At 71.1% G+C, this 22,268-nt stretch carries 20 protein-coding genes and 1 pseudogene; 14 read left to right on the top strand and 7 right to left on the bottom strand.

Annotation, left to right across the window (positions count from 1 at the left end; translation table 11 throughout):
- The first annotated feature begins 1 nt into the window (after position 1).
- Together NR111_RS07645 and NR111_RS07640 are read left to right on the top strand one after the other, a co-directional pair.
- Positions 2–1,225: a Wadjet anti-phage system protein JetD domain-containing protein gene (locus NR111_RS07645; RefSeq protein ID WP_069390394.1), complete on the top strand. Its 1,224-nt coding sequence runs from the start codon at positions 2–4 to the stop codon at positions 1,223–1,225.
- Positions 1,226–1,247: 22 nt separating this feature from the next.
- Positions 1,248–1,991, top strand: a complete 744-nt coding sequence (locus tag NR111_RS07640; protein ID WP_256820470.1) for a phosphodiesterase — start codon at positions 1,248–1,250, stop codon at positions 1,989–1,991.
- A gap of 6 nt (positions 1,992–1,997) precedes the next feature.
- On the opposite strand, the gene NR111_RS07635 is transcribed toward NR111_RS07640, so the two are convergent.
- The 5 genes from NR111_RS07635 to NR111_RS07615 are packed head-to-tail and all read right to left on the bottom strand — an operon-like array spanning position 1,998 to position 7,138.
- Positions 1,998–2,936, bottom strand: coding sequence for a siderophore-interacting protein (locus NR111_RS07635; protein ID WP_256820469.1), 939 nt, complete (start codon positions 2,934–2,936; stop codon positions 1,998–2,000).
- Positions 2,933–3,814 carry an ABC transporter ATP-binding protein gene (locus tag NR111_RS07630; RefSeq protein ID WP_256820468.1) on the bottom strand — a complete coding sequence of 294 codons (882 nt, stop codon included), beginning with the start codon at positions 3,812–3,814 and terminating at the stop codon, positions 2,933–2,935. The genes NR111_RS07635 and NR111_RS07630 overlap by 4 nt, the downstream gene beginning before the upstream one ends.
- Positions 3,814–4,905, bottom strand: coding sequence for an iron chelate uptake ABC transporter family permease subunit (locus tag NR111_RS07625; RefSeq protein WP_256820467.1), 1,092 nt, complete (start codon positions 4,903–4,905; stop codon positions 3,814–3,816). The genes NR111_RS07630 and NR111_RS07625 overlap by 1 nt, the downstream gene beginning before the upstream one ends.
- Positions 4,902–6,026 (bottom strand): iron ABC transporter permease, encoded by a 1,125-nt coding sequence (locus tag NR111_RS07620; RefSeq protein ID WP_256820466.1) that lies wholly within the window; start codon positions 6,024–6,026, stop codon positions 4,902–4,904. Before NR111_RS07620 ends, NR111_RS07625 begins: the two co-directional genes overlap by 4 nt.
- 5 nt (positions 6,027–6,031) lie before the next feature.
- A complete protein-coding gene (locus NR111_RS07615; protein ID WP_256820465.1) occupies positions 6,032–7,138 on the bottom strand; it encodes an iron-siderophore ABC transporter substrate-binding protein in 1,107 nt (368 codons plus the stop codon).
- 270 nt (positions 7,139–7,408) lie between these two features.
- On the opposite strand from NR111_RS07615, the gene NR111_RS07610 reads away from it, so the two are divergent.
- The 4 genes from NR111_RS07610 to NR111_RS07595 are packed head-to-tail and all read left to right on the top strand — an operon-like array spanning position 7,409 to position 13,351.
- Positions 7,409–8,980 carry an aspartate aminotransferase family protein gene (locus NR111_RS07610; protein ID WP_256820464.1) on the top strand — a complete coding sequence of 524 codons (1,572 nt, stop codon included), beginning with the start codon at positions 7,409–7,411 and terminating at the stop codon, positions 8,978–8,980.
- Positions 8,977–10,368: a lysine N(6)-hydroxylase/L-ornithine N(5)-oxygenase family protein gene (locus tag NR111_RS07605; protein WP_256820463.1), complete on the top strand. Its 1,392-nt coding sequence runs from the start codon at positions 8,977–8,979 to the stop codon at positions 10,366–10,368. The genes NR111_RS07610 and NR111_RS07605 overlap by 4 nt, the downstream gene beginning before the upstream one ends.
- Positions 10,365–12,968 carry a GNAT family N-acetyltransferase gene (locus NR111_RS07600; RefSeq protein WP_256820462.1) on the top strand — a complete coding sequence of 868 codons (2,604 nt, stop codon included), beginning with the start codon at positions 10,365–10,367 and terminating at the stop codon, positions 12,966–12,968. The genes NR111_RS07605 and NR111_RS07600 overlap by 4 nt, the downstream gene beginning before the upstream one ends.
- Entirely contained in the window at positions 12,965–13,351 is a 387-nt protein-coding gene (locus tag NR111_RS07595; RefSeq protein ID WP_119191854.1) for an MmcQ/YjbR family DNA-binding protein, read from the top strand. The genes NR111_RS07600 and NR111_RS07595 overlap by 4 nt, the downstream gene beginning before the upstream one ends.
- A 122-nt stretch (positions 13,352–13,473) precedes the next feature.
- Here NR111_RS07595 and NR111_RS07590 read toward each other — a convergent pair whose 3' ends face one another.
- Entirely contained in the window at positions 13,474–13,992 is a 519-nt protein-coding gene (locus tag NR111_RS07590; protein ID WP_256820461.1) for a hypothetical protein, read from the bottom strand.
- Between the two features lie 341 nt (positions 13,993–14,333).
- Here NR111_RS07590 and NR111_RS07585 point away from each other — a divergent pair, with 341 nt between their 5' ends.
- Complete coding sequence (locus NR111_RS07585) at positions 14,334–16,064, top strand: HNH endonuclease signature motif containing protein (protein ID WP_256820460.1); 1,731 nt, start codon at positions 14,334–14,336, stop codon at positions 16,062–16,064.
- Positions 16,065–16,106: 42 nt separating this feature from the next.
- On the opposite strand, the gene NR111_RS07580 is transcribed toward NR111_RS07585, so the two are convergent.
- On the bottom strand, positions 16,107–16,535 hold the full coding sequence (locus NR111_RS07580; RefSeq protein ID WP_069390131.1) for a pyridoxamine 5'-phosphate oxidase family protein: 429 nt from the start codon (positions 16,533–16,535) through the stop codon (positions 16,107–16,109).
- Positions 16,536–16,702: 167 nt separating this feature from the next.
- Here NR111_RS07580 and ectA point away from each other — a divergent pair, with 167 nt between their 5' ends.
- The 7 genes and pseudogenes from ectA to NR111_RS07545 all read left to right on the top strand — a co-directional run bounded on the left by ectA (position 16,703) and on the right by NR111_RS07545 (position 22,266).
- Entirely contained in the window at positions 16,703–17,215 is a 513-nt protein-coding gene (ectA, locus tag NR111_RS07575) for a diaminobutyrate acetyltransferase (RefSeq protein WP_154831075.1), read from the top strand.
- A 70-nt stretch (positions 17,216–17,285) separates the two neighbouring features.
- Complete coding sequence (ectB, locus tag NR111_RS07570; protein ID WP_256820459.1) at positions 17,286–18,581, top strand: diaminobutyrate--2-oxoglutarate transaminase; 1,296 nt, start codon at positions 17,286–17,288, stop codon at positions 18,579–18,581.
- Between the two features lie 50 nt (positions 18,582–18,631).
- A complete protein-coding gene (locus tag NR111_RS07565; protein WP_067715905.1) occupies positions 18,632–19,054 on the top strand; it encodes an ectoine synthase in 423 nt (140 codons plus the stop codon).
- A gap of 116 nt (positions 19,055–19,170) precedes the next feature.
- Positions 19,171–20,577 (top strand): NAD(P)/FAD-dependent oxidoreductase, encoded by a 1,407-nt coding sequence (locus tag NR111_RS07560; protein ID WP_256820458.1) that lies wholly within the window; start codon positions 19,171–19,173, stop codon positions 20,575–20,577.
- Positions 20,578–20,663: 86 nt separating this feature from the next.
- Positions 20,664–20,843 (top strand): annotated as a pseudogene (locus NR111_RS18485) (bile acid:sodium symporter family protein); the annotation flags it as partial.
- 236 nt (positions 20,844–21,079) lie between these two features.
- Positions 21,080–21,373 (top strand): hypothetical protein, encoded by a 294-nt coding sequence (locus tag NR111_RS07550; RefSeq protein ID WP_256820457.1) that lies wholly within the window; start codon positions 21,080–21,082, stop codon positions 21,371–21,373.
- A 44-nt stretch (positions 21,374–21,417) separates the two neighbouring features.
- Entirely contained in the window at positions 21,418–22,266 is an 849-nt protein-coding gene (locus tag NR111_RS07545) for a PIG-L family deacetylase (RefSeq protein ID WP_256820456.1), read from the top strand.
- The last annotated feature ends 2 nt before the right edge of the window (positions 22,267–22,268 follow it).

The raw sequence follows: 22,268 nt of genomic DNA, 5'->3' as shown, positions 1-22,268 counted from the left end.
CATGGCCGGGCCGAACCCGCCGCGTACTCCCGCGGACCTCGCCGAGGCCTGCACCACCCGGTTCGCTCGAAGGTACCGCGAATGGCTCGCCGACCCGGCCTCCGGAGCCACCGACGTCCTGCGATTCTCCACTGCATGCCCGACTGCAGCACGCGCATCCGGCGATCCGACCGGAACCGCGGACTGGATCCGCCGGTGGCGGGAGTTCGAATCCTCCGTCGACGCGCGCGCTACCCACGGCGCCCACGAGGTGGAGGTCGCCTGGGCGGACCGTCGACTGCCCGGCTTCGGTGTGGTCGCCCTTCCTCAGCGCGTGGAGATCCGAGGCGACCGGGCCATCGCGCGGATCGGGGGACGAGCCGCGCGATGGGAGACTGTGCGCGCCAGGGCGGATGATCTGCTCCGATTGGGCCCCGACCACTCCGAACTCAGTCTGGCCGCTGCGGCCACCGCCCCCCTCTGGGAGAAGCTTCCCGACCGGGACATGGAGCGATTGCTCGCAGTGTGCCGATGGGTGCTCGAGCATCCCACCGAGGGGTTGCGAGCTCGCGAGGTCGCGGTTCCCGGCGTCGACACCAAGTGGATCGAAACCCGCATCCGTCTGGTCGAACAGCTCGTCGACGCTGCCCGGTCGGGTCGCGACAGCGCAGCACACGACGAACCGCCGATCGTCTCCGGGCTGGGACTCAAACGCTCCGACCTCCGCGTCCGGATGCGGATCCTCGACCCCGCGATCCCCTTCCCGCTGCGCGATGTGGAGAGCCCGGTCGATCAGCTGGCCGAGCTCTGGGACGACGGAACGGGACCGCAACACCTCGTCGTCGTCGAGAATCTCACCACGTTCCTGGCCCTCCCGCCTCTACCCGGCGCCGTCGCACTGTTCGGGCGGGGATTCGCCGTCGATGCCGTCGCCGCACTGCCGTGGGCCCTCGCCGCCCTCATTGTCTACTGGGGAGACCTCGACTCCCACGGCTTCGCGATCCTCGACAGGCTCCGCCACCACGCGCCACACGCGGTCAGCGTTCTCATGGACGTCGAGACCCTCGATACCTGGCGTGACCTCACCGTCACGGACCCCAGACCCACCCGGAGAGAACCCACGCGACTGACCGCGGACGAGGTCGCCACGCTGGAGTTGCTGACCGCGCGGGGCGACCTGCGTCTGGAGCAGGAGCGGATCGCGTGGGACTGGGTGCTGCCCCGCCTACGATCGGCACTGGGTTGACGCGGGTCGGTATCGTGACTCCATGTCCCGACGCACCCGGAATGCCGGCCGCGACGACGCCGCAGCGAGCTCTCCAGCCGAGCCTTCTTCCCCCCGGTCCTCCGCTCTCGTGCCCACCACGACGGAGTCGAAGGAGGTCGCGCTGCGTTCGGCGCCCCTGTCCAGTCTGGCCGGGTCCGCGTTCGGCGCCGTGGCCGCGGTGGCGCGACTCGCGCGCCCGAAGGCGCTGCACCCCAAGGGCGTGATCGCCGAGGCCACGCTGAGCGTGACCGGGGTCGGTCGCACGGGGTCGTCCCTGCTGGACGTGACGGGCCGCTGGCCGGCGACGATCCGGTTCTCCCGCGCGGTGGGGCTGCCGGACGCGGTGCCCGACATCGGCGGGATGGCCGTCCGCATCCACGCCGAGCGGCCGGTGGACATCCTGCTGGCCAGCACCGGCACGGGACCGCTGAGCCGGTACGTCCTCACCACGGGCTGGCGGACAATGGGCCGCACCATGACGTCCATGTTCCCGGTGCTCATCGCGGGTCGCCCGCTCCTGTTGGCCGCGATCCCCACCGGCGACGGCGGCACGTGGACCCTGCAACACGCGACGCCGCTCGGCAAGTGGAAGACGCTGGGCCGGCTCACGGTGGACTCGTGGGAGGACGACGACGAGAACCTGCACTTCGATCCGATCGCGAACCGTCTTCCCGGGTCGCGCTATCCGCACATCCTCAGGGCGCTGCGGGACCCGTCGTACCCGCCCGCCGACCGCGGCGCCTAGGACCGATCAGCACTCCGCGGCGCCGCGCCGCCAGTACCCCATGAACGCCACGGCCTCCTTGGGCACCCCGGCGGCGTCCACGGCGAGGCGGCGCATGGCACGGACGAGCCCCGCCTCTCCGGCGAGGAATACATACGGCTGGCCGGCGGAGACGGCGGTCGCCGGCTGCCACTCGCGCTCCGCGGGTCGGCGCCCACCCAGGACGGTCCGCACACACTCGTCGCCCAGGTCCAACACGCCCGCCAGGCGACGGGCCACCGCGGTGCCGGGTTCCCCCTCCCGCGGCAGCACGGTGACGAAGTCCGGGGCGCCCTCCGCCAGTGCCACGGCATCGCGGTGGGTGGGCACCTCCACGATGATCTGTACCCGACGCCGCGTCACCGAGCCGGCTGTGGCCCGTTCCCCGGCCAGTTCCTCGGCGATCGCCAGCAGCGCCGGCGCGGCGGTCTCGTCACCGGCGCACACGACACGCTCGGCGCGGCCGGGCGCCCAGGCCGCCCACGGCGCGTGCCCGCGCCCGGGTCCGGCGATGTGCACGATGTCGCCCGGACGTACGGACCGCGCCCACGCCGATCCCGGCCCCTCGTCGTCACCGGGGTGGACCACCATGTCCACCGTCAGTGCGGGAACGTGTTCCCCATCCAGCGCGACGGTGTCCGCGCGGCGGACGGTGTAGGTGCGCATCCAGCCGCGTTCGCCCTCGGGCAGTGCGAGCCAGTCGCGGATCGCGTCGGCGTCGGGGATCGCGCCGCCGCCGCCCGGCGGGGGCACGATGACCTTGATGTAGGCATCCCGGACGGTGCCCGGGTCCACCACGTCGGCGGACCAGCGCAGCAGGTCGGGCCCGGCCACCACGAGGCGGACGAACGACTCCCCCAGCGGGCGGGCGTCGATGACGCGGGTCTGCGAGACGACGATCGGTGCCTCTACGGCTACAGCGGTCATGTGGTCCCCTTCCGTCGTCCCCGGGGCAGCACCACGGGGTGGCCGGTGGCCGGATCGGTGATGATGTCGGCGTCCAGGTCGAACACGCGACGCAAGGTCTCCTGGGTGATCACCTGGTCTGGCGGGCCCGCGGCGACCACGCCGCCCTCGGCGACCGCCACCAGGTGATCGGCCACCCGCGCGGCCAGGCTGAGTTCGTGCAGCACCGCCACCACGGTGCGGCGGCCGGTGCCGTGGTCGCGGTGACCGGCGGGCAGCGGCAGGTCGCGTACGAGATCCAGGACGTCGAGCTGGTGCGCCAGGTCGAGGAACGAGCACGGTTCGTCGAGCAGGAGGGTTGGTGTGGCCTGGGCCAGAACGAGTGCGACCCAGACGCGTTGCCGTTGGCCGCCGGACAGCTCATCGACCCGCCGGTGGGCGAATTCGGCGGTGCCGGTCATCGCCAACGCCTCGGCCACGGCCGTGTCGTCGTCGTCGCCCCCTCCCCACCACCGACGGTGTGGGTGCCGGCCGCGCGCGACGAGCTCGGCCACGGTGAGACCCTCCGGCACCAGCGGGGACTGCGGCAGGAACGCCACGGACCGCGCGTGCTCGCGGGCACGGACCTCGGACAACAGATGGCCGTCGGTCTCGATCGACCCGGACAGCGGGCGCAGCTGACGCCCCAGGGCCCGCAGGATCGTGGACTTGCCACAGCCGTTGGCACCGATGAGCACGGTGGTCCGTCCGGCGGGGAGGTCCAGGTCGAGGTCGCGGATAACCGGGTCGGCACCGTAGCCCAGGGTCAGGCCGCGCAAGCGGAAGGCCGGTTCGGGTTCGGGGCCGAGGTCCATGGGCAGGGCCGGGGTCACGGACGCGACGGGCGCGGGGATGCTCATCAGGCCGCCTTTCTCGAACGCAGGAGGATCCACAGCATGGCGGGGGCGCCCAGTGCGCCGGTCACCACGCCGGTGGGCAGGTCGACCGTCCCCAACGCCTCTGAGGCCACGATGTCCGCGGCCACGACGATCACGGCCCCGGTCAACGCGGCCGCCCCGATGCGCGGGCGTCCGCGGCCGAGCGCAGCGGCGACGGGAGTGGACAACAGGGCGACGAAGGCGAGCGGGCCGGCCACCGCCGTCGCGGCGGCGGCGAGCAGACTCCCCACCCCCAGAGCGGCAGCACGGGTGGGGACCGGGCGGGACCCGAGGCCGACGGCGAGCTCGGGCCCCAGCTCGGCGGGCCGGAGCGCGGCGTGCAGCCACATCCCCGGCGGGAGCAGGACCACCAGCGCGACGGCGAGCCAGGCGATGCGCTCCCCCGACGCCCCGGACAGCGACCCGACGGTCCACACGGCCGCTTCCTGGGCTCCGGTCAGCGGGAGCCGCGCGATGAGCTGGGTGACGACGGCGGTGCCGAGGGCGGCAACGGCCACACCGCCGAGCAGGAAGCGTTGGCCGACGATCCCGGTGTGCCGGCCGGCGGAGGCCGCCAGGACGATCGCGAGCGCGACGGCGGAGCCCAGCAGCGCGGCGGGTACGACCCCCACGCCGCGCAGCCCCCACAGGGCCATGCCGGCCACGGCCCCGGCGGAGGCGCCGTGGGAGATCCCGAGGATGTCGGGGCTGGCCAGGGGATTGCCGAGGACGCGGCGGAACAGCGCGCCGGACGCGCCGAACGCGAGGCCGGCGAGCGCGCCGAGGACCGCGCGCGGCAGTTTGTCCTCCATCACGACGAACGTGGCGCCGGGGATCGTCGCGCCGCCGAGGATGGAGATGAAGTCGGGGATGGTCACCGTGTAGCGACCCAGCAGCACGCGAACCGCCATGACCGTCACCAGGGCCACCGCGAGTCCGACGACGACGAGGACCGCGTGCCTGCGGCGGCGGGCCGACAGGTGGCGGACGACCTGCTCGGTCTCGGCGAGCTCGGTGCAGGTCGAGGAGCCGCCGGCGGGGCCGGCCGTTCGGTCGAGGACGTCGGGGCTCATGAGCCGCTCACCCCCCGGTTCGCGCGGAGCAGGGCGATGAGGAAGGGCACACCGATCGCCACGGTCATCACACCGACGGCGATCTCCCCGGGCGGGGCGACCACACGCCCGACCGTGTCCGCGAACAGCAGGACCACCGGCCCCACGATCACCGACAGGCCCAGGACGACGCGGTTGCCCACCCCGACGAGCCGCCGCAGCAGGTGCGGCACGAGTAGTCCGAGGAAGGCGATGGGGCCAGCGAGCGCGGTGGCGACCCCGGACAGGACCACCACACCTGCCAGAACCACGGCGCGCCCGACGACGGGTCCCACTCCCAGCCCGCGGGCCAGGTCGTCGCCGAGCGCGAGGGCGTCGAGGGTGGCCGCGCCGGCCAGGACGAGGACGAGCCCCAGCAGGATGAACGGCGCGGCGGCACCGATCTCGGGTGCGGACGCGCGGGCCACCGAGCCCAGGCCCCAGAAGCGGAACCGGTCGAGGACCCCGGGAAGGGCGATGACCAGCGAGGAGGTCACCGCGGTACACCCTGCGGTGACGGCGGCCCCGGCGAGGACGAGTCCGGTGCCCGAGTCGGCTCCGAGTCGGCCGGCGCCGACCACCACCATGCCCGCGGCCAGGGAGCCGGCGACCGCGAACAACGCGACGGCGGACGGGCCGGCGGCCGGCGCGAGGGCCAGCCCCAGCACCACGCCGAGCGCGGCGCCCGCGGTGAGCCCGAGCAGGCCCGGGTCGCCGAGCGGATTACGGGTGGCGCCCTGGAGCCCGGCGCCCGCCACCGCGAGCGCGGCGCCCACGAGGATCGCGGTGATCGTGCGGGGAACCCGGGCGGCCACCACCACCTCGTCCATCCCGGTGCCCGACCCGGGGGCGAGGGTGGCCGTGAGGTCACCGGCGAACACCTGCGACGGGAGCGCCGCCAACACCGACCACACCACCGCCGGGTCGACGGATCGCGCTCCCACGAACAGCGAGAGTGCCACGCCCGCGACGAGCAACGTCGACGAGGCCACCGTGCCGATCACGACACGGTGGCGCCGCTGCACGGTCGGTACCGCAGGCACCGCCGACCCGCCCGCCGGGAGGGCGGGCGGGTCGGCGGTGCTTGTCGCGGGGCTGGTCACGCTTCTCAGGCCTGCTCTGCCGCCGCGATGATGTCGGGCACGACGTTCTCCAGCGCCCACGGCAGGCTCAGCGGCGACGAGGCGGAGATCGAGAGCACTTGCTGCTCGTCGGTCTGGACGACCATCCGCCCGGCCTCGACCGCGGGGATGCGCCCGAGCAGCGGGTCGGACTCGATGGCCTCGCGGACCTCGGGGGAGGCGGCGTAGGTGACGAGAATGTCGGAGACCAGCTCGTCGGCGCGCTCGGGTGACCAGGTCACCGCGAACTCCTCTGGCGAGCCGCTCGAGGCCTCGGCGACGACCGGAGCCTGGACCATACCGAGCTGCTCGAGGAAGCGGGGGCGGTTGTCGACGTCGGTGAAGGCGTAGATCTTCTCCGCCGCGTCGGGGTCGACGGTGCCGTAGATGAAGGTCGTGTCGCGGATTCCCGGGTTGTCCGAGGCGACCTGATCGATCTGCCCCTCGACGTCCGTGATGAGCTCCTCGGCGGCCTCGGAACGACCGAGGGCCTCGCCGATCAGCCGGGTCGAGTCCTGCCAGGCGGTGCCGAACGCGACGTCGCCCTCCGGCATCGCGATGGTGGGGGCGATCTTCGAGAGGGTCTCGTACTCCTCCTCGGTCATCCCGGAGTAGACACCCAGGATGAGATCCGGCTCGAGGGCCGCGATCGCCTCGGTGTTGATTCCGTCGGTCTCGGAGTACAGCGTCGGCATGTCACCGCCGACCTCCTCCAGTTCCGCGTCGAACCAGTCCGTGGACCCGTTCGCGTTGGCGCCAAACGAGTTGCGGGGCATCCCCACCGGAACCACACCCAACGCCAGGGAGACGTCGGCGTTGACCCAGGAGATGGTGGCCACTCGCTGGGGCGCCTCCGGGATCTCGGTCTCGCCGTAGGCGTGCGAGAGGGTGCGGGGGAACTCGCCCTGCCGCTCGACCCCGCCTCCCGCGCCGGCGTCCCCGCCGCCGTCGACGGCGCCGGTCGAGCACCCGGCCAGCACGGCCAGGAGCGCCACGAAGGCCGCGAGGGCCACGAGTACCGCCCGGGCCCGCGGACGTGCCGGATCGTCGGGTCCGTCGAGCGTCAGCCGGGATCGTGCAGCGGGTGCGGTCATGGGGTCTCCGTCTGGTGTGGAACGTCGCCTGGTTGGTAACCGATCCGGGGTCGTCGAGGGTGCGGCCGACTTAGTGCGGCCGACTTAGGCATGGCTTACCTTGGTAGGCGTCACGGTAACGGGATCCGCCGCCCGAACGCAACAGCTACGGGAAAGATTTCCACTTCACCTGTCCCACAACGTGATTCATCTCACTCTACTGTTGTTTAGGTAAGCCTACCCTGCATAGCGTTCGGCCGTACCACTGTCCCCGAGTAGGTCGGAGTACCCGTGAACGATCCATTGTTGAGCAGCCGGAACCGGGAGGCCCACGCCGCCGCCCTGGCTGCCGCGACCGCCGAGGTGAGCCGGTATCTCGACGGTCGGACCACGCCGCGCTCATCCGCGTCGCCGTCGACGCTGGCAGCGCAGACCGCCGCCGTCGATCTCGCGGCGCCGCTGGGCACGCTGGACAGGGCACTCGAGGAGGTCCGGGGTCTCTACCTCGACCACGCGGTGGGCTACCACCACCCGCGCTACCTCGCCCACCTCAACTGCCCGATCACCATCCCGGCGGTCGCCGCCGAGGCACTCGCGACGTCGGTCAATACGGCTGTGGAGACCTGGGATCAGGGCACGTCGGCGTGTCTGATCGAACAGAAGCTCATCGACTGGGTCACCGGTCTCATCGGTTTCGACGCCAGTGATCTCAACGCCAGTGCTTTCGACGCCAGTGATCTCGACGCCACCCCCCGCCCGGACGGCGTCTTCACCACCGGCGGTACCGCCTCCAACCTGCAGGGCCTGTTCACCGCCCGCGAGGACCGCCTCGCCCGACCGGCCCCCGGGCGCCGGGGGGCGGAGCGGGACACGGACCGCGGCGCCCGACTGACCCGCCTGCGCATCGTCACCGGCGAACACGCCCACCTCAGCGTGGTCAAGGCGGCCCGCCTGCTGGGTCTCTCGCCGGATGCGGTCATCGCCCTGCCCGGTGACGGCGACCGGATGGACCCCGCGACCCTCGACCGCACCCTGTCCGCGCTGGCCGACGCCGGGGACGAGGTCGCGGCCGTCGTCGCGCTCGCCGGTACGACCGACCACGGCGCGATCGACCCGCTGCGGGCGGTCGGTGGCATCTGCCGCCGCCACGACGTCTGGCTACACGTGGATGCCGCCTACGGCGGCGGGCTCTTGGTCTCCCCGACGCGCCGGGACCTGCTCGACGGGATCGGGCTCGCCGACTCGGTGACCGTGGACTTCCACAAGACGTTCTTTCTGCCGGTGGCCGCCTCGGCGCTGCTGCTGCGCGACGGTTCGGGCTTCCGCCACTCCACCGTGAGCGCCGACTACCTCAACCCCGCCGACGGCGACGACCACGCCGTGGACAAGTCCCTGCAGACCACCCGCCGTTTCGACGCCCTCAAACTGTGGATGACGCTCCGCGTGCTGGGCGCTGACGGCATCGGCCGTCTACTCGACGAGGCGATCGACGTGGCCGCCCGGATCGGCCGGACGATCGAGGCCGACCCGGAACTCGAGTTGGTGCGGCGCCCGGCGCTGTCGACGGTGCTCTTCCGGCCCCGGCCCGCGGTGACCGCGCCCGACCGTCCCGTCACCGACAGCGCACTCACTGACGACGAGGCCGACGCCCTCGTGCGCCCCGTCCGCGACGCGCTGTTCGCGGAGGGTCGTTCGCTCGTCGCGTCGACGGTCGTGGACGGCCGGCCCTGTCTCAAGCTGACGGTTCTCGATCCGAACCTCGGAGACGAGGACGTGGCCGTCGTGCTGACGGACGTCCGCGACGCCGCTCGCTACCTCGCCGAGGGGATACGTGAGGCCACGACCGCGGGGGTGCTGACGTGAGCACTGACCTGAGCACCTCCCGCGTGCACGACCTGCTCGGCGTCGGTATCGGCCCGTTCAACCTGGGCCTGGCGTGCCTGGCCGAGCCGCTGGGTCTGGACGCGGTGTTCCTCGATTCCCGCGACGGCTTCGCCTGGCACCACGGACTCATGTTCGACGACGCGACCATCCAGGTGCCGTTCCTCGCCGACCTGGTCACGTTGGCGGACCCGACCTCGCCGTATTCGTTCCTCGCCTACCTCAAGCAGGTCGGGCGTCTGTACCCGTTCTACATCCGTGAGAATTTCCAGCCGCTGCGCGCCGAATACGACGCCTACTGCCGGTGGGCTGCCGAGCGGGTGCGCGGCCTGCGCTGGGGGCGGGAGGTCGTCGACGTCCGACGGGAGGACCAGGGACGAGAGGGACCGGGCGACGACGACGAGGCCCCCGTCTACCGTGTCACCGCCCTCACCCGCGAGGGCACCGAGACCTATCGCGCCCGCCACCTGGTGCTGGGGATCGGCACGACCCCGTGGTCGCCGATCGACACGGGACTGCTCGACGGTGGCGGCACGGTGGCTCTCCACGCCTCCGACTACCTGCACCGGCGGGAGGACCTGCTCTCGCTGGGGTCGGTGACCGTGGTGGGCAGTGGCCAATCGGCCGCGGAGATCTACCACGACCTGCTCTCCGCCGCCGCCGGCGACGGGCCGCGCGTCGACTGGCTGACGCGCTCGCCGCGGTTCTTCCCGATGGAGTACACCAAGCTCACACTCGAGATGACCTCGCCCGAGTACATCGACCATTTCCACGACCTGCCCCCGGACCAGCGCGACCGGATGCTGCGCGAGCAGCGTTCGTTGTACAAGGGCATCGACGCCGAGTTGATCAACCAGATCCATGATCTGCTCTACCGCCGTTCGGTCCAGGGCCTGGACACCGGGCTGCTGGCCGCCGCCACGGCCCTCGACGGTGCCCGCCGGGAGGCCGACCCCGCCACCGGCACCGGCCCCGCCACCGCCTCCGGCGCTGCCCTGCGCCTGGACCTGCACTGCACCGACACCGGCAGGCAGTGGACCCATCACACGGAGGGACTCGTCCTCGCGACGGGCTACTCCCCCACGCCGCCGCGGTTCCTCGACGGGATCGCCGAGGAGATCGACAGGGACGGCCGCGGGCGCTACCGGGTGGCCCGTGATCACACCGTCGACCGCGCACACTCCTTCATCCATGTCCAGAACGCGGAGGAACACACCCACGGGCTCACCGCCCCGGACCTGGGCATGGGAGCGATGCGCAACAGCATCATCCTGCGCGGGATCTGCGGCCGCGAGGTCTACCCGATCGAGTCGTCGATCGCGTTCCAGCAGTTCGGCGCCCCGACCGCCCGGCACCAGGAGGCACGATGAACACCACCGCCCCCACCCACACCAGCACCGTCCACACCAGCACCGTCCACACACCCGCCGGGTTGGTCACCCTGGAACCACTGGCCCTCGACCACGACACCGTCCGCACCCTGCACGCATGGCTCGACCATCCCGGTTCCGCCTACTGGGGTATGCGGGGTACCACCCCGGCGCAGGTCGAGGAGTTCCTCACCGACTGGTCGGCGAGCCCGCACCGGTCGGTGCACACGGTGCGCATCGACGGTCTACGTGTGGGCCTTGCCGTGTTCTACGACCCTGCCGTCGTCGAACTCGACGGCCGGTACCCGCACGAGCCGGGCGACCTCGGGATGCACCTGCTCGTCGCGCCCACCCGCACGCCGGTCCCCGGCACGTCCGCGGCCGTGATGGGGGCCATCTGCTCGACCGCGTTCGAGGTGCCGCTGTTCGGCGCCCCGGCCCGCCGGGTGGTGGTCGAGCCCGACATCCGGAACACCGCCGTGCACCGGCTCAACGCCCGCGCCGGCTTCCTCGAGGACGGCCCCGTCGACCTGCCCGACAAGACGGCGCTGCTCTCCATCTGTAGTGCCGAGGCGTTCCGCGAGTCGGAGATCGGCCGGACGGCGACGCCGGTCTCGTCGTCGTCACCCCCGTTCACACCGCCACCCCACGCCCACCTCACCGGTCACGCCATGCGCCGCGCGCACCGCCACCTCTGCGCCAAGGCCCTGGCCGAGTTCTCCCACGAGCGACTCCTCGCGCCCACCCGCTCCACTCACACCGACGCCGGACCCGATGTCTACGCGGTCCGCGCCGGCAGCGAACGGTGGACGTTCCGCGCGCGGGTGCTGCCGCTGGAGCACTGGGCGATCGACGAGGCCTCGCTGTGCCGCGAGGTCGACGGCGTCCCGGTCGAGCCGGACGCGCAGGAGTTGATCCTCACCCTCGCGCCCCATCTGGGGATCCCCGGGTCGCTCGTGGGGACCTACCTGGAGGAGATCGCGGCCACGCTCGGCTCGGCGGCGTTCTGCCTGCACCACCGCGATCGACCCGCGCAGCAGCTCGCGGAGGCCGACCTGCAGGAGGTCGAGGGCGCGATGACCGAGGGGCATCCCGGGTTCGTCGCCAACAACGGCCGCGTGGGCCTGGGTCTGTCCGACCGTCACCGTTACACGCCCGAGGCCCCGTCGACCGTCCGGCTGGTGTGGCTGGCAGCCCGCCGCGGCCTGAGCCACCTGGCCACCGTCACGGGCCTCGACGAGCGCGACCACTACGCGCGCGAGTTCGGCACCGAGGCGCTCGTACGGTGCGATGACCGGCTGCGCTCACTGGGCCTCGACCCCGCCGACTACCGCCTCCTGCCCGTACACCCCTGGCAGTGGCAGCACGAGGTCGCGGTGGCGTTCGCCCCCGATCTCGCGCGCCACGACCTGGTCCACCTGGGCGAATCCGACAGCGAGTACCGGCCACAGCAGTCCGTCCGCACCTTCTTCGACGTGACCCACCCCGAGCGCGGCTACGTCAAGACCGCCCTCGCCGTGCAGAACATGGGGTTCACCCGCGGCCTGTCGCCGAAGTACATGCGCGACACCCCGGCCGTCAACGACTGGGTGGCCGGGGTCGTCGCCTCGGATCCGGTGTTGCGCGCGCTGGATTTCCAGATCCTGCGGGAGGTCGCCGCCGTGGGCTACACCGGCGACGCCTACCACCGGGCGGCCGCGGCCGGGATCTCGGACGAGGGGCCGCACACCAAGATGATCGCGGCCCTGTGGCGCGAGAGCCCCGTTTCACGGCTGGCCCCCGGAGAACGTGCCGTCACGCTGGCCTCGATGCTGCACGTGGACCTGCACGGGCGGTCCCTCGCCGTCGAGCACCTCGAGCGGTCGGGCCTGGACGCCCGCACCTGGCTCCGGACGCTGCTCGACGCCTACGTGCTGCCCGTCGCGAGGTGCCTGCTCGTGCACGGGCTGGTCTTCATGCCGCACGGTGAGAACGTGATCGTGGTGATGGGCCCCGACCACACCGTGCGCCGGGCGCTGTTCAAGGACATCGGCGAGGAGGTCGCCGTGGTGCGTGACCGGCCTCTGCCCTCTGGGCTCGAGCGGATCCGCCACGTGGTGGACGCGGAGACAGCCGCACTGAGCGTCCACACCGACGTCATGGACGGGGTGCTGCGCCACCTCGCCTCGATCCTCGACGTCGCCGGGGTGCTCGACGCGGATCAGTTCTGGGACGAGACGCGGCAGTGCCTCGAGACCCTGGCTCCCGGCGGCGGTCGCGGCGGCGAGGGTCGCGGCGGTGAGGGGAACAACGGCGAGGACCACGACGGCGGGGACTACGACGGCCGGGTGCACGACGGCGAGGTGCACCATCCCACCTGGGAGGCGCTGTTCGCTCCGCGGTTCAAGCACTCGTGCCTCAACCGCCTGCAGTTGCGGAACACGCGGCAGATGGTCGACCTGACCGATCAGGCCGGGTCATTGCAGTTCGCCGGGACACTCGCCAACCCGCTCATCACCCGGCCGGGCCGGGACGACGACACGCCGGGCGACCCGCAGCGTCCCGCCCGCCCGGGCGCAGAGCCGGGCGCGGAGCCGGCGACGGTAGCGTCGACGGCATGAACGGACGGGAACTCCAGAAGTGCGCGGCGATGCGCGCCCGCGAACTGCCCGCGTCGACTCTGGAGTTCCCGTTCGGGCCGGACTTCGATGTGTTCAAGGTCCGCGGGAAGATGTTCATGTTCCACGCGGTCGTCAACGGCGAGCGTCAGGTGATCCTCAAGGCACTGCCGTCGGACTCGATGGCCCTGCGCGATGCGCACGCCGACATCACGCCCGGGTACCACATGAACAAGCGGCATTGGATCTCGCTGCACCCCGGCGGCACGCTGACCGCGGACATGGTTTCCGAGCTGGTCACCGAGTCCTACCGACTCGTGGTGTCGGGCCTACCCCTGGCGCAGCAGCCCGTCGAACCGCACGCCTTCGGGCGCCAGCAGCGTTAGGTAGGCCGACGCCCACCACCCGGATCGACCCCGCCCCTTAGCCAGGGCCCTGGGGCTGGAGTCCGGGCGCGGGGCGCGGGGCGCCGGGCCCCGGGCGCGGGGCGCCGGGCGCGGAAGCCGCCTCAGTTCTCCGGAGTCAGCGCGGCCTCGGAGACAGAACCCAGTCGATCACCCACGGACCCCTCCACCGACTCGGTGGCGGACCCGGTGTCAATCTGATCCTCGAGCGACGCGCCGACCAGCGGCACACCGGACACCACCGCGCCGACGGAACCCTGGACGTCTCCCTCGAGCAGCGCATCCGCCGACTCGGCGACCGGGTTGAGGACCATGCAGATGACTCCCACCGGAACCTGCAACGGCACCCCCATCAGGTTGGCGGCGGCGCCGGCCGCCGAACCGAGATTGCACACGAGGGTGGCGGTGGAACCCAGCGGTCCGGAGGCGTAACCGGGCAGAGAACCCGTAACAGAACCGGGCAGCAGCTCGCCGGCCTCGCCGAGATAGCCCCCCTCGGTCTCCGATGCCCCCGGGAGGGAGTCGGAGCCGGTGGCTTCCGAAGTCTGGGCGGCGGCGGCCCCCGTAGAGAAGACGAGGAGCACGGCGGCCACGGCTCCGGCACAGGTGATGGTCTTGGTCATGGAACGCCTCCGAGTTTGGGTCTACGGGGCATCCACCCCAAGCAATCAAGAAGAGTGGATCATACATTTCGCTGAAATGGGCGATCGGTGATTGCAAATCAATAGGTAGGCCAGCAGCGGAAAAAACCCTTGCCTGTTCGAATGCGTGTGCGTATCGTAGAACACAGATTCGATACCAACCAGACGGTCAGGGGGTGGGGCACATGGGCGGAAACGCAGACACCGCGGCCGGTGGCCCGTCCCCATCCCCGTCCGGTGGCTCGCCCTCGTTTGGTGGCGGCTCCGGTTCCGCGGCGCCCGTGTCGCTGTCGGGGTTGCGGGCGGCGGCGCGGGAGGGGTGGATGGGCGAGAATCGCGCGGCGGCGCGCCGGTTCGTGGCCTGTTACGAACTGTTTGTCGAATGCCAGCGCCGGGAAGAGTCCGGTGCGGGCGGCGGTGAGTGTCGGCCCGGGCATGCGGTGCTCGATCCGATCGATGTCGCGGCCGGGTACGTGGTGTCGGCGATGGCGATCTCGACGGGCCGGGCCGAGCGGATGATCACCTTCGCCCTCGATCTGCACCTGCGGTATCCGGCGATCCTGTCCGCGATGGCGCAGGGGCGGCTGGATCTGCAGGCCGCGAATATCCTGGCCTCGCAGATGGCCACCGTCCACGTCGATGTGCTCGAGGCGGTGCAGCGGCGGGTCGTCGAGGAGTACCTCGCCGCGATCGAGGGCGGGGTGCGCATGGGCGAGAAAGCCATCCGCGGCAACGTCGATGCGATCATCGCCCGCTACGACTCGAACGGGATCCGCCTGCGCCGTCAGGAAGCGGCCCGCACCCGCGGGGTGCGGTTCCACAAGGGCGTCGACGGCATGTCCAGCGTCTCGGCGATCCTGGCCACCGAGGAAGCCGCCGTCCTGGCCGAGGCCCTCGACCAGCGCGTGAAAGACCACAAGTACGCCGACGCCCAAGCCGCCGCCAACACCGACGCCGACACCGCCAACGCCGACACCGCCAACGCGGGCGATCGCGCGGCCGCTGGCGAGGTCGAGGACTACTCGATCGCCGAGCGGCGCGCCGACGCCCTGATGTCCCTGGTGTGCGGCGATGCCGGCCTTGCTGGCACCTCTGCCCGCTCCGGCCGGTCGGGCGCGCCTGGTGCCGGGGTGGCGTTGCGGCCGAAGGTCACCGTCATCGCCACCGGCAACGACGCCCGCGACGAGGGCGGCGCCCGGGTGGAGTTCGCCCGCACCGGCCAGGCCGCGCTGCAGGCCCTGCTCGACATGCTCGCCACCAGCGACGGGGCCACCTTCGAGCCCATCGACCCGCGCATCGGGGCCGCCGATGACGCCCGGGCCGCCCTGCAGTACCGGCCCGGCGCCCAGTTGGCCCGCCGGATCCGGCTAAGGGATGGCACCTGCCGCCACCCCGGCTGTGCGATCCCGGCCGAGGCCTGTGATCTGGACCATGTGGTGCCGTTCGATCACGCCGACCCCCAACGGGGCGGGCACACCATCGAGGCCAACCTCGCGGCGATGTGCCGGCGTCATCACCGGTTCAAGACTTTCTCCGACTGGATCTACGAACTGCAGCCCGACGGCACCCTGCTGGTGCGCACCCCGGACGGCACCACCATGCTCACCCGACCCTCCGGCCCACTGGCCGAGTACCGGCGCGAACAGGCCCGCGCCGAGACCGAGGCGTGGACCCGGCAACAACGCCGCAGCCCCGCCCCCACCGGCGACGAGAAGGCCGACGCGGAGCCGACGTTCTGGTCGCGCCGCGCCGCCCGCCACCGCACCGAACGCCGCAATGCTGAACGCCGCAAGGCCGAACGCGCCCGCACCTACGACCCCGCCCCACCCGCCCCCGGCACCGGTACCGCCTCGGCCACCGGGAACGGCACAGGCACGGACGCCGCCAGCGCCAGCACCGGCGCGGCCACCGACACCACGCCCGGGAAAGCCACCCCCGAGAGCGCCAGCCGCTGGTGGGCCCGCAACAAACCCCACCACAGCGACATCGAAAAAGGCATCCGCGCCCTACTCCACGAACGCCTCGACGAACTCATCGACCCACCACCGTTCTAGGTGGCTAGGTGGCTAGGTGGGCGCAGGCCAGTGAGGCGTGGCTCAGTAACCGGTGTAGCGCTCCGGCTCCTCGCCGAAGGTGAACCCGCGGCCGGAGATCTTCTCGGGCGTGATCTCGACGAAGTTGTACTTCAGGGTCGGGATCCAGGGTTTGAGCCCAAGTTCCTCCGCGCGGTTGATCTCCGCGAAGCTGTCGAGCCGTCGCGCCGTCCCGCGGACGACGATCGACCAGGCGTCGTCGCCCTCGATGTGGTCGACTTGGAACACGACATCCGGATGGACCGTGATCCCGGCGAGCTTGGAGCCCTCCGCGGTGCGGAAGAAGAGCTTGCCCTCCGGGGAGAGCGCGTAGTTGACGGGGAAGATGTCGGCACGGCCCTCGGAGACGGTGACCAGGCGTCCCAGGGAGACCGTGCCCAGAAGCTGCAGACTTCGCGCCTCGTCGAATTCGGTGATCGGGTTGGCGTCCATGTCCTAATTCTCTCACCGCAGGGCCGTCGCCGGAACCGTTGTCGGAGACTGCCGCGTGACCGACCTCACTCCCCGGCGGCCACCTGCACACTCATCGTGTTTTCAGGTAACGAATTGGGCAAGGGTGATGCAACAACGTGGGGACGTCACTACGGTGGACATCGACTATGAACCCAGGAGAACGAGTAGTACCCCGTAACCCTGATTCGTCCGACGCGCTGTTCCGCGTGCCCACCGCGGCAGACGGAACCCGCATGTGGGAGATCGCCCGAGACAGCGGCGTTCTCGACCTCAACTCCTCCTATGCCTACGTGCTGTGGGGGGCGGAGTTCTCGGAGAGCTCCGTGGTGGTGGAGGTCGAGGGCCGGGTCGTCGGATTCGTCACCGGATTCATCCGCCCCTCGGAGCCGGACACGATCTTCGTGTGGCAGGTCGGCGTCGACGCCGACCAGCGCGGCAAGGGACTGGCGGCGCGATTGCTGCATCACCTCATGGACCGGCTGGCCGAGCGCGGCGTGGTGCGCCTGCGCACCACCATCAGCCCGGACAACGAGGCGTCACAGCGCACCTTCGGTGCCGTCGCGCGAGACCGCGGGATGACCCTGTCCGACGAGGACTACCTGAGCTCCGAACTCCTCGGCGAAGGTCACGAGCAAGAAGACCTGTACACGATTTCCTAGACGAGGGCGCGCGGGCCGCCCGGCCCGCCACCGTCGCCCGCATCTTCACAAATGGAGTGATCTGAAGACCATGACCGAGTCCACGCACGACACCAGCACCAATACGGACATCTTCTCCGACCGCGAGTCGGAGGTCCGTAGCTACTCGCGCAACTGGCCGGTGGTATTCGACACCGCCAAGGGCACCACGCTCACGACCGTCGACGGAGACGACTACCTCGACTTCTTCGGCGGTGCCGGCGCACTGAACTACGGCCACAACGACGACGACATGAAGAGCGCGCTGTTGGAGTACATCCAGCGTGACGGTGTCACCCACTCGCTCGACAAGTACACCGTCGCCAAGCGCGCGTTCCTGGAGACCTTCTCCTCGAAGATCCTCGAGCCGCGCGGGCTGGACTACAAGGTGATGTTCCCCGGGCCGACCGGCACCAACGCCGTCGAGTCGGCGCTCAAGCTGGCCCGCAAGGTCACCGGCCGCGAGGCCATCATCAACTTCACCAACTCGTTCCACGGCATGACCCTCGGGTCGCTGTCCGTCACGGGCAACTCGATGAAGCGCGCTGGTGCCGGTATCCCGCTGGTCCACGCCACGCCGATGCCTTACGACAACTACTTCGGTGGCGTCACCGAGGACTTCCAGTGGATGGAGCGCGTCCTCGTCGACTCCGGCTCGGGCATGAACCGCCCGGCGGCCGTGATCGTCGAGTGCGTCCAGGGTGAGGGCGGCATCAACGCGGCGCGCGCCGAGTGGCTGAAGGCCCTCGACGAGCTGTGCAAGCGCCACGAGATCCTGCTGATCGTCGACGACGTCCAGATGGGCTGCGGTCGCACCGGCGAGTTCTTCTCGTTCGAGTTCGCGGGCATCAAGCCGGACATCGTCTGCCTGTCCAAGTCGATCGGTGGCTACGGCCTGCCGCTGGCGATCACCCTGTTCAACCGCGAACTCGACGAGTGGACCCCGGGCGAGCACAACGGCACCTTCCGCGGCAACAACATGGCGTTCATCACCGCCGACGTGGCGCTGCGCAAGTACTGGTCCGACGACAAGCTGCAGAACCGCACGCTGGAGAACGGCCGCATCCTGCGCGAGCGCTTCTCCCCGCTGGTCTACAAGTACGAGGGCAAGCTCGAACTCCGCGGCCGCGGCATGGCGTTCGGTATCGCCTTCCTCGAGAAGCCGGAGCTGGCCGGAGAGGTCATGGCCCGGTGCTTCGACAAGAAGATGCTGGTCGAGACCGCCGGCCCGAGCGACGAGGTCGTCAAGTTCCTCGCCCCGCTCACCCTGACCGACGACGAGCGCGATCGCGGCATCGAGATCTGCTACGAGGCCGTCGACCACGTCCTCGCCCAGCAGTACCTCTGAGCGCCCAGACCACACACCCTCGACCCACGACCTCGCCGAGGAGGCCCCGCATGATCGTTCGTACCACCGCAGAGATCACCGACACCGACCGCCACATCAAGGGCAACAACGGCAACTGGGAGTCCAAGCGCATCGTCCTGGCCGACGACCGCGTCGGGTTCTCGTTCCACGAGACCACCATCGCCGCCGGCACGACCAACGACTTCCACTACGCCAACCACATCGAGGCCGTCTGGCTGACCCGTGGCAAGGGCACCCTGCGTGACCTGACCAACGACAAGGAGTACCCGCTCGAGGCGGGCTCCATGTACCTGCTCGACGGCAACGAGAAGCATCAGGTCATCGTGGAGGAGGAGATGCAGATGCTCTGCGTCTTCAACCCCCCGGTCGTCGGCGACGAGAACCACGACGAGAACGGCATCTACCCGCTCCTGCGTCTGCAGGACGACGGCTCGGTCGTTCGCGAGAAGTAGACCCCGGCCCGCTCCGGCCAGTTCGGGGGCGCGCCCCGAGCCCTCCCCGGTCGATTTCGTCCAGTGCGGACGAAACCGGCCGGGGATTCTCGCGTTCTGGGGCAGTATCTGTACCCGTGCCCCTCTTTGACACCCGTCCAGTCGCGATCATCGGGGCCGGCCCCTCCGGCCTGGCCGCAGCCCGCAACCTCGACCGTCAGGGCGTCGCCTGGGTGGGCTTCGACCTCGCCGGAGACGTCGGCGGACTGTGGAACATCGATTCCCCGCGCAGCACGGTCTACGCGTCGGCCCACCTCATCTCCTCCGCCCGCACCACGGAGTTCGCCGAGTTCCCCATGCCGGCCGACACCCCCGACTACCCGGACCACCGCCGGTTGCTGGCCTACTTCCGCGACTTCGCCGACCACTTCGGCCTACGCGAACGGTTCCGCTTCGGCACCGAGGTGATCCGCGCGGAACCGGTGAGTGACGAGCGCGACTCCGGGTGGCGACTCACCGTGCGCGCGGTGGGTGGGAACGACGACGACGAGGTGGGCCCCGGGCCCGAGGCTGACGCCGGGGAGTTCTCGGCGCTGGTGATCGCGAACGGCACCCTCTCCGAGCCCAAGATCCCGGAGTTCGCGGGCCGGTTCAGTGGCGAGGTCCGCCACACCAGCCGCTACAAGTACCCGCGGGAGCTGGCCGGGAAGCGGGTCCTCGTGGTGGGCGGCGGCAACAGCGGCTGCGACATCGCGGTCGACGCCGTCCACCACGCCGCGTCGGTCGACATCAGCGTGCGGCGCGGCTACCACTTCGTGCCCAAGTACCTCTTCGGCCGACCCGCCGACACCCTCGGGTCCGGCGGCCGCCCCCTGCCCCCGCGGATCAAGCAGTTCATCGACTCACGCGTACTCAAGGCCTTCACCGGCGACCCGACCCGGTTCGGTTTCCCGGAGCCCGACCACAAGATCTACGAGTCCCACCCCGTGGTGAACTCGTTGATCCTGCAGCACGTGGGGCACGGCGACATCGGGGTCCGCGCGGACATCGACCGGTTCGACGGGCGAACCGTGCGGTTCGTCGACGGGACTTCTGGTGAGTACGACCTCGTCATGCTCGCCACCGGCTACGTGCTGGACTACCCGTTCATCGACCGGCGACACCTCGACTGGGCCGAGAGCGCCGCCGCGCCGGACCTGCACCTCAACATCTTCCCGTCGGCCCGCGACGACCTCGCCGTACTCGGCATGCTCGAGGCCTCCGGCATCGGCTGGCAGGGCCGCTACGAACAGGCCGACCTCGTCGCCCGCTATCTCGCGGCACGCCGTGACGACTCACCGGCCGGGCGTGCGGCCCTCGCCGTCGTCGACTCCTCCCGGCGCGGTCCCCGCCCGGACCTCACGGGGGGCTACCACTACCTCGGGCTGGACCGGATGGCCTACTACGTCAACAAGAGCGCCTACCGCGGCGCCGTGACCGGGCTGGTCGCGCGCATGGAAGCGGCGGGTTCGGAGGCCGCGCAGACACAGGGGGCCGGCTCGTGAACGTCGACGACATCCGGATCGCGTTCGACTCCGGGTCCCTCACCACGCTGAAGATCGTCCTGGGGCTGATCCTGTTCGGCATCGCCATGGACACCCGGCTCTCCGACTTCCGGCTGGCGCTGCGCAAGCCCAGGGCGTTCGCGGTGGCCGTGGCCGCACAGTTCGCGCTGCTGCCCGCGCTGACGTTCCTGCTGACGCTGCTGCTCGGCGTGCAGGGGTCGGTCGCGCTCGGCATGATCCTCGTGGCGTGCTGCCCGCCCGGCAACGTCTCCAACATCCTCACCCACCGGGCGCGCGGCGACGTGGCGCTGTCGGTGTCGATCACCGAGGACCACGCCGTCCGCGGCACCAGCGCGTTCGCCTACAGCCACCACAAGGCGCTCGTCGAGCACATGCTGGCCGACGCCCGCCGCGAGCACCCCCATCTCGACCAGGTCGTGTTGCGCATCGGCACGATCCTCGGCGACACCGTGGACAACCAGATCACCGCCCTGTTCCACCGTTGCTCGCCGTCCGGGGGTCGGACTCGCCGTTCGTCTTCATCTGGGACACCGACCTGGTGGCGATCATCGTGCGCGCCGTGGGCGACGGGCCGGCCGGTGTCTACAACGTCGCCGGCACGGGAACGCTCACCATCGACCAGATCGCTGCGCCGCTCGGCAAGCGCACCCTTGCGGTCCCCGAGCCGGTGCTCGACAACAGCCGGCTCCGTGAGGTCTTCGGCTACTCGCCCGAGCTCACCAGCGCCGAGGCGTTCGACCGCTGGCTCGCCGTCCACCCCGCCGCCCGCGCCTGAGCTGACCCCCCGCGCCGGGCGGTCGGGCAGGGCAGAATGTCCGGGTGTCGACCATCGTGTTCCTCCACGCCCATCCCGACGACGAGACGTCCCAGACCGCGGGGATGATGGCGCTCGCCTCCCGCGCCGGGCACCGGGTGGTGACGGTGTTCGCCACCGACGGCGATCACGGCGAGCGGCCCGAGCGCGTCGGACCCGACGGCGACCTGGTCGAGCACCGGCGGGGGGAGGCCCGTGCGGCGGCGGCGGTGCTGGGCGTGGCCCGGATCGACTGGCTGGGGTACCGGGATTCGGGGATGACCGGGTGGGAGCAGAACGACCACCCGCTGAGCCTCCACAGCGCCGACGTCGACGAGGCCTCCGCGCGGGTGGCGCGGATCCTCGACCGCGAGCACGCCGACGTGCTGGTGGGCTACGACCACCACGGCAACTACGGGCACCCCGACCACATCGCGGTGCACCGGATCGCCCGCCGCGCGGTGGAGCTGGCCGCGCGGCGTCCGCGGCTGCTGGAGGCCACGACCAACCGCGACGCCCAATTGGAGATGCTCGACAGCCCCGCCGCCGCCGAGTTCATGCAGGCTCTCGCGGCCGGCGGGATGGACCTCGACGCGGATCGGATCCGGCAGGCGATCCTCATCGGCGACGACGGACAACCCATCGGGGTCGCGGAATCGGAGATCGCGTGGGCGATCGACCTGCCGGCGGACGTGATCGACCTCAAGCGTCGCGCGATGCAGTGCCACGCTAGTCAGACCAGCGACATCGGCATGATGCTGGCGTTCCCGCCGGACATCTACGCCGCGGCCTTCGGCACGGAGTACCTCATCGAGCCCGACGCGAGTGGGGCCGGAACGGACGTGCCGATGCGGCGCGGGTGGCCGTTCGGCTGAGC

This window comes from Dietzia sp. Die43 (assembly GCF_024519835.1).
In the GTDB taxonomy this organism is placed as follows: Bacteria; Actinomycetota; Actinomycetes; order Mycobacteriales; family Mycobacteriaceae; genus Dietzia; species Dietzia kunjamensis.
Note: the sequence above shows the minus strand (reverse complement) of the source record. Positions and strands in the feature narration are given on the sequence as shown.

Bases quoted from the DNA above. Each gene is read 5' to 3' on its own strand.
- NR111_RS07645 (WP_069390394.1), top strand. From the start codon at position 2: ATGGCCGGGCCGAACCCGCCGCGTACTCCCGCGGACCTCGCCGAGGCC.
- NR111_RS07640 (WP_256820470.1), top strand. From the start codon at position 1,248: ATGTCCCGACGCACCCGGAATGCCGGCCGCGACGACGCCGCAGCGAGC.
- NR111_RS07635 (WP_256820469.1), bottom strand. From the start codon at position 2,936: ATGACCGCTGTAGCCGTAGAGGCACCGATCGTCGTCTCGCAGACCCGC.
- NR111_RS07630 (WP_256820468.1), bottom strand. From the start codon at position 3,814: ATGAGCATCCCCGCGCCCGTCGCGTCCGTGACCCCGGCCCTGCCCATG.
- NR111_RS07625 (WP_256820467.1), bottom strand. From the start codon at position 4,905: ATGAGCCCCGACGTCCTCGACCGAACGGCCGGCCCCGCCGGCGGCTCC.
- NR111_RS07615 (WP_256820465.1), bottom strand. From the start codon at position 7,138: ATGACCGCACCCGCTGCACGATCCCGGCTGACGCTCGACGGACCCGAC.
- NR111_RS07600 (WP_256820462.1), top strand. From the start codon at position 10,365: ATGAACACCACCGCCCCCACCCACACCAGCACCGTCCACACCAGCACC.
- NR111_RS07595 (WP_119191854.1), top strand. From the start codon at position 12,965: ATGAACGGACGGGAACTCCAGAAGTGCGCGGCGATGCGCGCCCGCGAA.
- NR111_RS07590 (WP_256820461.1), bottom strand. From the start codon at position 13,992: ATGACCAAGACCATCACCTGTGCCGGAGCCGTGGCCGCCGTGCTCCTC.
- NR111_RS07585 (WP_256820460.1), top strand. From the start codon at position 14,334: ATGGGCGAGAATCGCGCGGCGGCGCGCCGGTTCGTGGCCTGTTACGAA.
- NR111_RS07580 (WP_069390131.1), bottom strand. From the start codon at position 16,535: ATGGACGCCAACCCGATCACCGAATTCGACGAGGCGCGAAGTCTGCAG.
- ectA (WP_154831075.1), top strand. From the start codon at position 16,703: ATGAACCCAGGAGAACGAGTAGTACCCCGTAACCCTGATTCGTCCGAC.
- ectB (WP_256820459.1), top strand. From the start codon at position 17,286: ATGACCGAGTCCACGCACGACACCAGCACCAATACGGACATCTTCTCC.
- NR111_RS07565 (WP_067715905.1), top strand. From the start codon at position 18,632: ATGATCGTTCGTACCACCGCAGAGATCACCGACACCGACCGCCACATC.